This is a genomic window from Streptomyces sp. cg35 (assembly GCF_050410835.1).
In the GTDB taxonomy this organism is placed as follows: Bacteria; Actinomycetota; Actinomycetes; order Streptomycetales; family Streptomycetaceae; genus Streptomyces.
On record NZ_CP191268.1, the window covers coordinates 4,450,891 to 4,464,246 of the forward strand.

General features: G+C 73.6%; 11 protein-coding genes. 2 read left to right on the plus strand and 9 right to left on the minus strand.

All coding sequences use genetic code 11. From position 1 onward, the window contains the following. Positions 1-8: 8 nt before the first annotated feature. From ACQUQD_RS20150 to pdhA, 6 genes are all read right to left on the minus strand, one after another. Positions 9-1,106 (minus strand): potassium channel family protein, encoded by a 1,098-nt coding sequence (locus ACQUQD_RS20150; RefSeq protein ID WP_428953517.1) that lies wholly within the window; start codon positions 1,104-1,106, stop codon positions 9-11. Further along, positions 1,103-2,875: a molybdopterin molybdotransferase MoeA gene (locus tag ACQUQD_RS20155; protein WP_428953518.1), complete on the minus strand. Its 1,773-nt coding sequence runs from the start codon at positions 2,873-2,875 to the stop codon at positions 1,103-1,105. Before ACQUQD_RS20155 ends, ACQUQD_RS20150 begins: the two co-directional genes overlap by 4 nt. Continuing rightward, positions 2,872-3,816, minus strand: coding sequence for an NTP transferase domain-containing protein (locus ACQUQD_RS20160; RefSeq protein ID WP_428953519.1), 945 nt, complete (start codon positions 3,814-3,816; stop codon positions 2,872-2,874). The genes ACQUQD_RS20155 and ACQUQD_RS20160 overlap by 4 nt, the downstream gene beginning before the upstream one ends. Positions 3,817-3,984: 168 nt before the next feature. Next, positions 3,985-5,574 carry a dihydrolipoamide acetyltransferase family protein gene (locus ACQUQD_RS20165; RefSeq protein ID WP_428953520.1) on the minus strand — a complete coding sequence of 530 codons (1,590 nt, stop codon included), beginning with the start codon at positions 5,572-5,574 and terminating at the stop codon, positions 3,985-3,987. Between the two features lie 14 nt (positions 5,575-5,588). Then, positions 5,589-6,599 carry an alpha-ketoacid dehydrogenase subunit beta gene (locus ACQUQD_RS20170; protein ID WP_428953521.1) on the minus strand — a complete coding sequence of 337 codons (1,011 nt, stop codon included), beginning with the start codon at positions 6,597-6,599 and terminating at the stop codon, positions 5,589-5,591. Beyond that, positions 6,596-7,759, minus strand: a complete 1,164-nt coding sequence (pdhA, locus tag ACQUQD_RS20175) for a pyruvate dehydrogenase (acetyl-transferring) E1 component subunit alpha (RefSeq protein WP_428953522.1) — start codon at positions 7,757-7,759, stop codon at positions 6,596-6,598. The genes ACQUQD_RS20170 and pdhA overlap by 4 nt, the downstream gene beginning before the upstream one ends. Positions 7,760-7,933: 174 nt before the next feature. On the opposite strand from pdhA, the gene ACQUQD_RS20180 reads away from it, so the two are divergent. Further along, the gene (locus ACQUQD_RS20180; RefSeq protein WP_428953523.1) at positions 7,934-8,446 is read left to right on the plus strand and encodes an Lrp/AsnC family transcriptional regulator; all 513 of its coding nucleotides are present in this window, start codon (positions 7,934-7,936) and stop codon (positions 8,444-8,446) included. 59 nt (positions 8,447-8,505) lie between these two features. Here ACQUQD_RS20180 and ACQUQD_RS20185 read toward each other — a convergent pair whose 3' ends face one another. Together ACQUQD_RS20185 and ACQUQD_RS20190 are read right to left on the minus strand one after the other, a co-directional pair. Beyond that, positions 8,506-9,114: a TetR/AcrR family transcriptional regulator gene (locus ACQUQD_RS20185; RefSeq protein ID WP_428953524.1), complete on the minus strand. Its 609-nt coding sequence runs from the start codon at positions 9,112-9,114 to the stop codon at positions 8,506-8,508. Next, positions 9,111-10,619, minus strand: coding sequence for a 3-hydroxyacyl-CoA dehydrogenase (locus tag ACQUQD_RS20190; RefSeq protein WP_428953525.1), 1,509 nt, complete (start codon positions 10,617-10,619; stop codon positions 9,111-9,113). The genes ACQUQD_RS20185 and ACQUQD_RS20190 overlap by 4 nt, the downstream gene beginning before the upstream one ends. A 228-nt stretch (positions 10,620-10,847) precedes the next feature. Here ACQUQD_RS20190 and paaN point away from each other — a divergent pair, with 228 nt between their 5' ends. Next, a complete protein-coding gene (gene paaN, locus ACQUQD_RS20195) occupies positions 10,848-12,545 on the plus strand; it encodes a phenylacetic acid degradation protein PaaN (protein WP_428953526.1) in 1,698 nt (565 codons plus the stop codon). 9 nt (positions 12,546-12,554) lie between these two features. On the opposite strand, the gene ACQUQD_RS20200 is transcribed toward paaN, so the two are convergent. Continuing rightward, positions 12,555-13,355: a TrmH family RNA methyltransferase gene (locus ACQUQD_RS20200; protein ID WP_428953527.1), complete on the minus strand. Its 801-nt coding sequence runs from the start codon at positions 13,353-13,355 to the stop codon at positions 12,555-12,557. Position 13,356: the final 1 nt, after the last annotated feature.

Below are 13,356 nucleotides of genomic sequence, written 5' to 3' on the forward strand. Positions count from 1 at the left end.
CCGCGGGCTCAGTCCATCGGCAGCGGCTTCGAGTCCGGGGCGACCCGCGTCGTCGACGTGACCCGCACGATGGTGATGAGCCGGTCCGTCAGCTGGAGCGTGCCGATGGCCCGGTCGTCGTAGCCGAGCACCCGGTGTCCGCGCACGACGCTGACGACCAGGTCCTCCGTCTCCTTCGGCTTCAGGCCGACCTCGGCCTTTATCACCGGCCGCTCGACCAGGTCGAGGCCGCTGCCCTTCTGGATGAGGTCCTCCATCACCATGCCCGCGTGCGGGCTGAGCACCGACAGGCCGAGCAGGCGGCCCGCCGCGCTGGCGCTGGTGATCACGGCGTCGGCGCCGGACTGCCGCAGCAGCGGCGCGTTCTCCTCCTCGCGCACCGCGGCCACGATCTTCGCGCTGCGGTTCAACTGCCGTGCGGTGAGCGTCACCAGGACCGCCGTGTCGTCCCGCTGGGTGGCGATGATGATCTTGCGGGCGCGCTGCACCTCGGCGCGCGAGAGGACGTCGCTACGGGTCGCGTCGCCCATCACGCCCGCGTAGCCGAGGCTGTTGGCCGCCTCGATGACCTTGTTGCTGGGGTCGACCACCACGACCTGCTCGGGCTTCAGACCGGTCGCGCAGACGGTCTCCACCGCGCTACGGCCCTTGGTCCCGAAGCCGATGACGACAGTGTGGTCACGCAAGTTGGACCTCCAGCGGTTCAGGCGCCATTCCTCCCGGGTCCGTTCGGTGAGGACTTCGAGCGTGGTGCCGACCAGGATGATCAGGAAGAGCACACGCAGCGGCGTGATGACGAAGATATTGGTGAGCCGCGCCCCGTCGCTGACCGGCGTGATGTCGCCGTATCCCGTGGTGGAGAGGGTGACGGTCGCGTAGTAGAAGGCGTCGAGGAGATCGACGCTGCCGTCGGAGTTGTCGTTGTAGCCGGCCCGGTCGAACCACACGAGGAGCGCGGTCACGACGAGCACGGCGAGGGCCATCAGGACCCGGCGGGCGACCTGGCGCAGCGGACGCTCGACGATCTGCCGGGGCAGCTTCACCCGGTAGGTCGTCGTCTTCTCGTCCGCGTGGCGCGCCATGGCGTCATGGCCGGCCAGTTTCACGTGAAACACCCTTCGTCGCCCGGGGAGTTGCCCGGTGCGTTGCGCATGAGGTTCTGTGCCATGACGTTCCGCGTCGTGTCGTTCTGCGTCGTGCCGTGATGCGCCACGCCGTTCTGTGTCATGTCGTGCTGCGTCGCGTCGTGCTGCGTCGTGTGCCCCATGGTGTCGTGCGGGTCCTGAGCCGTGCGGTCCGGGGGTGCCTGGCCGGCGGTGGGGTTCCTGGCTGCGCTTCCCGCCGCCTTCGCCGGAGAGTTGAGGACGCCGAGCGATCCGCCGGTCGCCGGGCCCCAGGACCAGGGCAGATCGAGGATCTCGACCTCCTGCCCCTCCCGGGCGCCACCGGGCGGCACGACCGCGAGCCCGTCGGCGGCGGCGATCCCGCGCAGCATGGCCGGGCCGTTGTAGTGCAGCGGCACCGCCCAGTCGTGCCCGCTGCCGCTGTCCTCGCGCAGCACGACGGGGACGAGCCGGGTGTCGTGCGGGTGGCCGTGCACGGGGCTGTGCAGGGGGGCGCCGTACGGCTCCTCGTCCCCGGCCCGGCCCGAGAGCGCCCGCAGCAGCGGCTCGGCGAGCGTGAGCAGCCCGGAGACGGCGGCCAGCGGATTGCCGGGCAGCCCGACGAGGTGCTGTCCGTCGTGGAGACGGGCGAGCAGCATCGGGTGGCCGGGACGCACCTTGACCCCGTCCACGAGCAGCTCGGCGTCGAGGGCGCGCAGCGTGGGATGGACGTGGTCGACGGGGCCCGACGCGGTGCCGCCGGTGGTCACGACGAGGTCGGCCTTCGACGCGCGGACGGCCTTGAGCAGCGCCTTCGCGTCGTCACCGATCCTGCGTACGGCGGTCACCTCGACGCCCAGCGCGCGCAACCAGTGCGGCAGCATCGGGCCGAGCGCGTCGCGGATGAGGCCGTCGCGGGGAAGGCCCGAGGTCAGCAACTCGTCGCCCAGGACGAGCACTTCGGCCCGCGGCCTGGGCACGACGACCAGCTCGTCGTAGCCGGCGGCGGCCGCGAGACCGAGGACGGCCGGGGTGACCAGGCCGCCCGCGGGCAGCAGCAGGTCGCCGCTGCGGCACTCCTGACCGCGCGGCCGGATGTCCTGGCCGTGCGCGACGTCGCGCAGCGGGTGCAGGCGGCCCTTGTCGTCGAGGTGCCCGTGCTCACTGCGGATCACGGCGGTGGCGTCGGCGGGGACGCGCGCGCCGGTCGCGATCGTCGCGGCCTCGCCGTCGGCCAGCGGGGCGGACAGCGCGTGCCCCGCGAGGATCCCCTCGTCCCGTACGTCCCAGGGGCCCGGTCCGGCCACGACCCAGCCGTCCATCGCGGACGTGTCGAAGGAGGGCAGGTCGGTCAGGGCGGTCAGGGGCGCGGCGAGGACGAGGCCGAGAGCCCGGTCCAGCGGGACGCGGGCGGCGCCGCCGGGCGGCGGGGCGGGCTGCGTCACACCGGTCAGCAGGCCTTCGGGAAACGGAAGTTGCGCATCCGTGGCGGGCGCGGGGCCCTCGCCGCCGCGGGCCCGGTGCCGCGCGGCGCGGCGGCCGGCCTCGTGCGCGATGCGCCGGGCCTCGGGCCAGGCCGTCGCCCGGTGGTGCTCAGCAGCCGGGGCCGCGGGCCGGGACGCGGGGGTCTGCTGCGTGCCGGGGGCGGGGGCGGGGGCGCCGCCGCGGCCGGCCGGGGGGCCGCCCCGGTTGTCGTTGGCCAGGGCGAGCGCCTCGTCGACGTCGCCGTCCATGGAGTCGGCCGGGGCCGCCCGCCCGTCGGGCCCGCTCATTGCGCGTCTCGTCCCGCGTCCGGCGCGGCGTCACCCGGCTTCGTCGCGGACTCGGCCTCCTGCGCCCACCTGTCGGCCAGCGCGGCGGCCTTCGCGGCGGCGGCGGCGACCGCTTCGGGGCCGCCGCCCGCCTGCGCCGCCGCGTAGCCGACGAGGAACGTCGTCAGGGGTGCCGCGGGGCGGGCGACCCCGTGCGCGGCGTCGCGGGCGAGGTCGAGCAGGACGCCGGTGTCGACGTCCAGGTCGAGGCCCAGTTCGTCCTTGGCTGCGGAGATCCATTCATCCAACACGTGACCATGCTCCCTGATACGTGACCGGGCGGCGGCGATGTCGTCCCAGGTGTCGCAGTCGAAGGACGCGACGGGGTCGGTGATGCGGGCGAGCTCCAGATTCCGGACCAGCAGCCGCAGCGGCAGACCGGTGAGCGCCCCGTGCTCGGTGCGCAGGGCGGCCAGGACCCGGCGCAGGGCGGCCGCCCGGTACATGGCGACGAGCGGCTGGTCGCGTCCGTCGGCGTCCGTGAGCAGCACGCCGTCGGTGTCCCGCGCGGCGAGCGCGTCGCGCAGCAGGTGGACGGTGCGCTCCCCCAGGAACGGCAGATCGGCGGAGAGCACGACGACGCTCTCCGCTCCCGGGCTGAGGGCCCCGACTCCCGCGTCCAGCGCGGCGAGCGGTCCGCCGCCCGGCGGCTCCTCGCGCGCCCAGGAGACCGGGCGCGCGGTCGGGCGCGGGCCGGCGACCACGACGGTGGCGCGGGCCCCGGCACAGGCCGTGAGCACCCGGTCGAGCAGCGCGCGGCCACCGATCCGCACCCCGGGCTTGTCCGCACCGCCGAGCCGCCGCGCGGCGCCTCCGGCGAGGACGACGGCGTCGTACGCGTCGCCGTGCACCGGGTCGTCGCGCGCGGGGTCGGCGGGGTGGGGCCCGGGGGCTTCGGTCATCCCCCGAGTATGGGCGCAGGGGCGATCATTGCCACCCCCGCGGCGCGGGGCCGGGGGTGGCGGATCCTGTGAGCAGAGCGTGCACGACGACGCGACGGCCTGTCAGGGCGCGCCCTGTGGCACGATCGGGCCCGCCCCGTGGCCGGTCAAGGCCCGCCCTGTGGCCGGTCAGAGCGTGCGCAACAGCACCGCCGGCCGCTCCACGCAGTCCGCGACGTAACGCAGGAAGCCGCCCGCCGTGCCGCCGTCGCACACCCGGTGGTCGAAGGTGAGCGACAGCTGGACCACCTGACGGACCGCCAGCTCCCCGTCGTGCACCCAGGGCTTGGGAGTGATCCGGCCGACGCCGAGCATGGCCGCCTCGGGGTGATTGATGATCGGCGTGGATCCGTCGACCCCGAACACCCCGTAGTTGTTCAACGTGAAGGTGCCGCCCGTGAGTTCCCCGGGCGTCAGCGTGCCGGTCCGTGCCGCCTCGGTGAGCCGCGCGAACTCGGCGCTGAGCGACTCGGCCCCGCGCGCGTGGGCGTCGCGGACGACCGGCACGACGAGGCCGCGCTCGGTCTGCGCGGCGAAGCCCAGGTGCACCTCGTCGAACCGCACGATCTCGCGGCGCTCCATGTCCACCGTGGCGTTGAGCTCCGGGTAGCGGGCGAGGGCCGCCGTGCAGATGCGGGCGAGCAGCGCCAGGACGGAGATCTTCGGCCCGGCGGACGGACCGGTGGCGGAATTCATCGCCACGCGCGCGTGCATGAGTTCCGTGGCGTCGGCGTCCACCCAGCAGGTCGCGTCGGGAATCTCGCGACGGCTGCGGGAGAGCTTGTCGGCGACGGCGCCGCGGATACCGCGCAGAGGGGTCCGGTGCCCCTGCGGCGCGGAGGCGGGGGCCGCGGCCGGGGCGGCTGCGACGGGGGCCGGGGGCAGGGCCGTCGCGGCGGACGCTTCGGCACGGGCCTCCATGGCACGCTCCACGTCCGAGCGCAGGATGAGCCCGTCGGGGCCCGACCCGGTCAACTCCCGCAGGTCGAGACCGGATTCACGGGCCAGCTTGCGCACGAGCGGGGAGATGACGGCGACGGGCCCGTCGGGGCGCACCGGCTCGGGTGCCGCGGGCGCCGGACGCGCGGGGGACGGGCGGGACGGTGAGGGGCGCAGGGAGGACCGGTCCGCGGGTGACGGCTGCGTGCGCGACGAGGCTGGGGGTGACGGCTGCGTGCGCGACGAGGCCGGGGACGGCGCGCCGGTCGACGCCGAACCCACAGGTGCGGGACGCGCGGGCGACACCTGCCCGGCGCCACCAAAATCCCCGGCGGAGCCGGTCCGTACGCGCCTGCGCCGAGCCGGCGGGGCCGCGGTCCCGTATCCCACCAGCACGTTCCCCGAGCCCTCGGACTCGGTGACGGGCTTCGTGCCGGACTCCGTGCCTGCCCCCGTGTCGGACCTCGTGCCTGACCCCGTGTCGGACCCAGTGCCGGACTCCTTGGGCGCGGCGCCGTCCGCCGGGGGCTCCGTGGCCCCGACCGCCACGGTCAACAGGGGCGCGCCGACCGGCAGTTCCGACCCCTCGTCTCCGAAGCGGGCCGTGACCACACCACCGTAGGGACACGGCACCTCGACCATCGCCTTGGCGGTCTCCACCTCGACGACCGGCTGGTCGACGGCGACCACGTCACCGACCGACACCAGCCACCGCACGATCTCCGCCTCGGTGAGCCCCTCCCCGAGGTCGGGCAGCTTGAACTCCAGAACCTGCGCCATCAGCCCCGCTCCCCTCACTGGTCCCACTGGAGCCGTGCGACCGCGTCCAGCACCCGGTCCACACCCGGGAGATGGTGCCTCTCCAGCATCGGCGGCGGGTACGGAATGTCGAACCCGGCCACCCGCAGCACCGGCGCCTCCAGATGATGGAAGCACCGCTCGGTCACGCGCGCGGCGATCTCCCCGCCCGGGCCGCTGAAGCCGCCCGACTCGTGCACGACGACCGCGCGCCCGGTGCGGCGCACGGACGCGGCGACCGTCGCGTCGTCGAACGGCACCAGCGAGCGCAGATCGACCACTTCGAGGTCCCAGCCCTCCGCGCGGGCCGCCTCGGCCGCCTCCAGGCAGACGGGCACGGACGGTCCGTACGTGATGAGCGTGGCACTGGTCCCGGGGCGGCGCACCACTGCCGTACCTATGGGCTCAACGTGCGCCGGCTGCTCGGGGTTCCAGGAATCCTTCGCCCAGTACAGCCGCTTGGGCTCCAGGAACACCACCGGGTCGTCGGAGGCGATCGACTGCCGCAGCAGCCCGTACGCGTCCGCGACGGTGGCGGGCGTGACGACGGTCAGGCCCGGCGTCGCCATGTAGTACGCCTCGGAGGAGTCGCTGTGGTGCTCGACGCCGCCGATGCCGCCGCCGTAGGGCACGCGCACGGTGATGGGCATGGGCACGGCACCGCGCGTGCGGTTGCGCATCCGTGCGACGTGCGAGATCAGCTGCTCGAAGGCGGGGTAGGCGAACGCGTCGAACTGCATCTCCACGACCGGCCGCAGCCCGTACATCGCCATGCCGACGGCGGTGCCGAGAATGCCGGCCTCCGCGAGCGGCGTGTCCGTGCAGCGGTCCTCGCCGAACTCCTTGGCGAGCCCGTCGGTGATGCGGAAGACACCGCCGAGCGTGCCCACGTCCTCGCCCATGACGTGCACGGTCGGGTCCTCGGCCATGGAGTCCCGCAGCGCTCGCCCGAGGGCCTGCGCCATGGTGGCGGGCTTCGCGGCCCGCCGGTCGGCGACGGTGGTCATGCCCGGCCCCCTTCCGGGAAGCCTTCGGCCTCCGCCTCGGCATCGAGCTCGGCGCGCAACTGCTCGGCTTGTTCGTGCAGTTGCGGGGTCCGCTCGGCGTACACGTCGGTGAACAGGTCCATCGGGTCGAGCGCCGGGTCCTGGTTCATGCGCTCGCGCAGCGCGGCCGCCATCTTCTCGGCGTCCTCGCGCACCGCCCGGACACCGGCCTCGTCGATCAGGCCCCGCCCGGTGAGCTCCCGCTCCAGGAGCAGGACCGGGTCGTGCGCGCGCCACGCCTCGACCTCGGCGTCACTGCGGTAGCGGGTCGCGTCGTCGGCGTTCGTGTGCGCGTCCATCCGGTACGTGATGGCCTCGACCAGCGTCGGACCACCACCCCCACGCGCGCGGGTCACGGCGTCGGAGAGGACCTCGTGCACCGCCACCGCGTCGTTCCCGTCGACCAGGCGGCCCGGCATCCCGTACCCGACGGCCTTGTGGGCCAGGGACGGCGCCGCGGTCTGCTTGGCCAGCGGCACGGAGATGGCGAAGCCGTTGTTCTGGACGAGGAAGACGACCGGCGCCTGCCACACGGCCGCGAAGTTCAGCGCCTCGTGGAAGTCGCCCTCGCTGGTGCCGCCGTCGCCGACCATGGCGAGCGCCACCACGTCGTCGCCCTTGATGCGGGCGGCGTGCGCGAGGCCCACGGCGTGCGGCAGCTGGGTCGCGAGCGGCGTGCACAGGGGCGCGATGCGGTGCTCGCGCGGGTCGTACCCGGTGTGCCAGTCGCCGCGCAGCAGGGTCAGGGCCTGGACGGGGTCGAGGCCGCGGGCGACGGCGGCGAGGGTGTCGCGGTAGCTGGGGAAGAGCCAGTCGCGCTCCTGGAGCACGAGCGCCGCGGCCACCTCGGCGGCCTCCTGGCCGGTCGTGGAGGGGTAGACGGCGAGACGGCCCTGCTTGGTCAGGGCGGTCGCCTGCGCGTTGTACCGGCGGCCGCGCACCACCTCGGCGTACAGGCGGCGCAGCAGCCCGGCGTCGGCCCGCGCGGCGGCGTCGGTGCCCAGGACCCGGTACGGCTGCGCGTCGGGCAGCAGCGGCGCGGGGTCCGTCCGGGGCTGCCAGGCGGGCGGCGGCGTGGGTGCGCCGGCCCGGCGGGCGTCCCGCTGCTCGGTGACCGTCATGACGACACCTCCTCGTGGGAGCGGCTTCGAGGGCGCGTCGGGTGTGATGCGCCTCACCTACCGATTGTTCGGTCGTCGGCACATTTTGGCTACAGGCACCTCCAGGCTGTGGACAATCGGTTCTCCACAGCCTGAGATGAATGCAGTACGTCCATGGTAGGGAGGCGGGGGGACATGGCATCTGAACAAATGGCCGACGGCTCCGGCGGACGCGATTCCGGCGGCCCCGACCCCGCCGCCCGCCCGCTGGACGCCATCGACCGCGACATCCTGCAGATGCTGCAGAAGGACGGCCGGGCGTCGATACGCTCCGTGGCCGAGCGCGTCCATGTGTCACGGGCGAACGCCTACGCCCGCATCAACCGCCTCATCGAGGACGGCGTGATCCGCGGTTTCGGGGCCCGCGTCAACCACGAGCGGGCCGGGCAGGGCGCGTCCGCGTACATCACGCTGAAGATCGTCCAGAACTCCTGGCGCACGGTCCGCGACCAGCTGCGGCGCATGCCGGAGGCCTCGCACATCGCGCTGGTCAGCGGCGATTTCGACGTCCTGATCCTGGTGCACACCCAGGACAACAGAGCGCTGCGCGAGCTGGTCCTCACCAAGCTCCAGGCCATCCCCGAAGTGCTCAGCACCAGAACACTGCTGGTCTTCGAGGAGGAGGACCTGGGACCGGACAATCCGTAGACGTCCGGGCGTCCGGGCGTCCACACGTCCAGGCATCGGGGCAGGGCCCGCGGGGGCGCTCAGCCCTCCTTGCGCAGCCCTCCGAAGACCAGCTCGACGACCGCGTCGGCCACTTCGCGGTCGCGCAGGCCGCCCCCGTCGGGCCGGTACCACTCCACGACGGAGTTGATCATCCCGAAGACGAGCCGGGTGGCGAGACGCACCGGTATGTCGCCGCGTACGTCCCCGTCGGCGGCGGCCGCTTTCAGGAGCTCGGCGACCTGGTGGTCGAACTCCCTGCGCCGCTCCATGGCCCAGCGCTCGGTATCGGTGTTCCCCCGCACCCGCAACAGGAGCGTCACATAGGGAAGTTCGCCGGTCAGCACCTCGACCATGCGCCGGGTGACGTACTCCAGGCGCTCCACCGCACGTCCCACGCGCGCGGGTTCCTCCTCCAGGATCCCGAAGAGGCCGTCGAGCGCACGGCTGACGGCACGGCGCAGCAGTTCCTCCTTGCCCGTCACATGGTGGTAGATCGACGACTTGGAGATGCCGGCCGCCTTGGAGAGGTGCTCCATGGAGGTGCCGTCGTAGCCGCGCTCGTTGAAGACGGTGACCGCGACCGCGAGCAGCGTGTCGGGGGTGTAGGTGTCGCGTCGTGCGGCGGTGTCACGGCGTGCGGTGGTCATGCGGAGCCCTCCCGCTTCTCGGGGGCGTACGAATGGCGGTAGAGCGCCAGGGACGGCGCGTAGCGGCCCGAGGGGTCGCGCAGATGCAGGTCGTCGAGGAGGGCGTACGCCCAGTTCTTGCCGAGCCTGCGGCTCCATTCGATGGGCCCCAGGGGGTAGTTGACCCCGAGGCGCATCGCGGTGTCGATGTCCCCCTCGGTGGCGACGCCCTTGGCGACGGCGTCGTGGGCCAGGTCGATGATGCGGGCCACCGTACGGGCGACGATCATGCCCGGCACGTCGCCGATGACGCTGACGTCCTTGCCGAGCGCCTGGAAGAGGCCGACGGCCTCGTTCAGGGTGCGCTGGTTCGCGTCCTGGGCGGTGGCGAGCGCGATGCGGGTGGCGCTGCGGTAGTCGAGCGCGAGGTCGAAGTAGACGACGTCCCGGTACTCGGCGGACGTCTGCCCGTCCGCGAGGGCGAGCTGGCCGCCGCTGGGCAGCACCAGGCGGGTGCCGTTGTCCTCGTCCTCCTCGCGCACCTCGATGCCCGCCTCCCTGATGAGGGCGAGCAGCTCGCGCGCGGGGCCGAGATCGCCTTCCGCGACCACATGGGCGGGCCGGTCGGCGGGTGCGGCCGTGTGCGGTTCGGGGCGCTCCTCGCCCTCCCCGTACGCGTACCAGCCCTGGCCCGCCTTGCGGCCGATGTGCCCCGCCTCGACCAGGCGGCGCTGGGCCAGCGAGGGCCGGAACTTCACGTCCTGGAAGAAGCCCTCCCACACGGAGCGCGTCACGGCCTCGTTGACGTCCTGGCCGATGAGGTCGGTCAGTTCGAAGGCGCCCATCCTGAAGCCGCCGCTCTCGCGCAGCACGGCGTCGATGGTGGCCGGGTCGGCGCCCTGGTCCTCGTAGACGGCGAACGCCTCCGCGTAGAAGGGCCGCGCGATGCGGTTGACCAGGAAGCCGGGGGTGTCGGCGCAGGCCACCGGGGTCTTGCCCCAGGCACGGGCGGTCTCGTACGCGCGCGTGGCCGCGGTGACGTCGGTGGCGGAGCCGGAGACGACCTCCACCAGGGGCAGCAGCGGCGCGGGGTTGAAGAAGTGCAGGCCCACGAAGCGGCCGGGGAGCCGCAGCGCCCCGCCGATCGCCGTCACGGACAGGGACGAGGTGTTCGTGGCGAGCAGACAGTCGTCGGCGACGATGTCCTCCAGCTCGCGCAACAGCTGCTGCTTGACGTCCAGTTGCTCCAGAACGGCCTCGACGACCAGGGCCGCGTCCGCCAGCTCGTCGAGCGCCTGCGCGGGCGCGAGACGGGCACCGGCGGCCGCGCGCTCGTCCGGGCTCATCCGACCCTTCTCGACGAGCCGGTCGAGCCGCGCGGCGATCGACTCCGCGGCCGTCTTCGCGCGCCCGGGCACGGCGTCGTAGAGCCGGACGGGGTGCCCCGCGACCAGCGCGACCTGGGCGATGCCCTGGCCCATGGTGCCGGTGCCGACCACGCCCACGAGGCGGTCATGTGCTGTCATGCGCGCGATCCTTCCGCATTTGGCCGCGCGGCAGGGCCCCGGGGCCCATTGGGTCGGTTTTCCACAGGTTCCACGCACCCTCTTGTCCCGACCGATCGTTCGGTTACTCTAACTCTGACTGTTCGTCCCTGCCCAGTCCCGACCTGTCCCGTCCCGACCCGTCCCGTCCAGTCCCGACCGGCTCGCCGGCTCGACGAGGAGCCGCAGCCCAGGAGGAGTTGGTCCGCCATGGCCGCCGCCGAACCCACCGCGCACGACCTGATCGCCAAGCACCGGCCGACCCTCGACCAGGCGCTGGAAGCGATCCGCACGCGCGCGTACTGGTCCCCGCACCCCGAGCACCCCAAGGCCTACGGGGAGAACGGGAGCCTGAGCCTCGCCGAGGGCAAGGCCGCCTTCGACGCGCTGCTCGGCACCCGGCTCGACCTCGGCCAGGCGGGCACGGACGATTTCGTGGGCGGTGAAGTGTCGCCGTACGGGATCGAGTTGGGGATCACCTATCCGCACGCCGACATCGAGGCGCTGCTGCCGGCGATGCGCGCGGGCATGCGCGCGTGGCGCGACGCGGGCGCCGAGGTGCGCGCGGCGGTGTGCCTGGAGATCCTGGCCCGGATCAGCGCGCGCACGCACGAGTTCGCGCACGCGGTCATGCACACCAGCGGCCAGGCCTTCATGATGGCGTTCCAGGCGGGCGGCCCGCACGCGCAGGACCGCGGCCTCGAAGCGGTGGCGTACGCGTACGCGGAGCAGGTGCGCACACCGGACGCCGCGCAGTGGTCCAAGCCCCAGGGCAAGCGCGATCCCCTGGTCCTGGACAAGGAGTTCACCCCGGTCGCCCGCGGCATCGCGCTGCTGATCGGGTGCAACACGTTCCCGACGTGGAACGGATATCCGGGCCTGTTCGCCTCCCTGGCCACGGGCAACCCGGTCCTGGTGAAGCCCCACCCGCGCGCGGTGCTGCCGCTCGCGCTCACGGTGCAGGTGGCCCGCGAGGTCCTCGCCGAGGCGGGCTTCGCCCCCGACCTGGTGGCGCTCGCGGCCGAGCGGGACGGCGAGGGCATCGCCAAGACCCTGGCCGTGCGCCCCGAGATCAGGATCATCGACTACACGGGGTCGACCGCCTTCGGCGACTGGCTGGAGGCCCACGCCCGGCAGGCGCAGGTCTACACGGAGAAGGCCGGCGTGAACACCGTCGTGATCGACGGAACCGACAACTACAAGGGCATGCTGGCCAACCTGGCGTTCTCGCTGTCCCTGTACAGCGGCCAGATGTGCACGACCCCGCAGAACCTTCTGGTGCCGCGCGAGGGCATCACCACCGACGAAGGACCCAAGTCGTACGACGAGGTCGTCGCGGACCTCGCCCGGTCGGTCGGCGGCCTGCTCGGCGACGACGCCCGGGCGAACGGGCTGCTGGGCGCCCTGGTGAACCCGGACGTGAAGGCCCGCCTGGAAGCGGCCGCCGGCCTCGGTGAAGTCGCCCTGGCCTCAAGGGAGATCAGCAACCCGGAGTTCCCGGACGCCGTGGTGCGCACCCCGGTGATCGTGAAGCTGGACGGCACCAAGCCGGACGCCGAGGCCGCCTACATGAGCGAGTGCTTCGGCCCGGTCTCCTTCGCCGTCGCCGTCGACTCCGCGCAGGACGCGGTGGACCTGCTGCGCCGCACGGTGCGCGAGAAGGGCGCGATGACGGTGGGCGCGTACACCACCTCCGACGAGGTCGCCGGGGCCGTCGAGGAGGTCTGCCTGGAGGAGTGCGCCCAGCTCTCGCTCAACCTCACGGGCGGGGTGTACGTGAACCAGACGGCGGCGTTCTCCGACTTCCACGGCTCGGGCGGCAACCCCGCCGCCAACGCGGCGCTGTGCGACGGCGCCTTCGTGGCGAACCGCTTCCGGGTGGTGGAGGTGCGCCGGGAAGCCGTCTGAGGCCCGGCACTACGGCGCGTTCGTGCTGTGCGCGCTCCAGTGGAAGAGCGTCATGCCGACGCTGGTGGCCAGGTTGTAGCTGGAGACCTGGGGCCGCATCGGCAGCGACACCAACTGGTCGGCGCGCGCACGCAGTTCGGGCGACAGGCCGCTGCGCTCGGACCCGAAGGCGAGCAGCGCGTCGTCGGGCAGCTTCAGGCCGCGGATGTCGGCGCCCTCGGGATCGAGCGCGTACAGCGGCCCCTGGGGCAGCTCGTCGACGCCGAGCCGCTCCACGGCGGTCGCGAAGTGCAGCCCGGCCCCGCCCCGTACGACGGTGGGGTGCCAGGGGTCGAGGTCGCCCGTCGTGACGACGCCGGTGGCGCCGTATCCGGCGGCGAGGCGGATGACGGCGCCCGCGTTGCCGAGATTGCGCGGGTTGTCGAGGACGACGACGGGTGCGGTGCGCCCGGTGCGCGCGAGGGCGGCGCGGTTGCCGGCGCGGTCGGGACGTCCCGCGAGGGCGGCGACGCCGGTGGGGTGCAGCCGCGGCACGAGCGCCCGCAGCACGTCCTGGTCGACCTCCACGAGGAGCGCGTCCAGGTCCCGTACGACGTCGGGGGCGAGGTCGGCGGCCAGTTCGAGCGCGGCCGCCCGGTCCACGGCGAGCGCGACGGGGATGTCGGCGCCGAAGCGCACGGCGTGCTTGAGGGCGTGGAACCCGTCGAGCAGCACCGCCGCGTCGGCCTGGCGCCGCCAGGCGCGCACGGCGCCCTCAGGGCCCTCGTCCGGCCTGCTGTCGGCGCCGCTGTCCGTGCTCGTCCCGCTCATG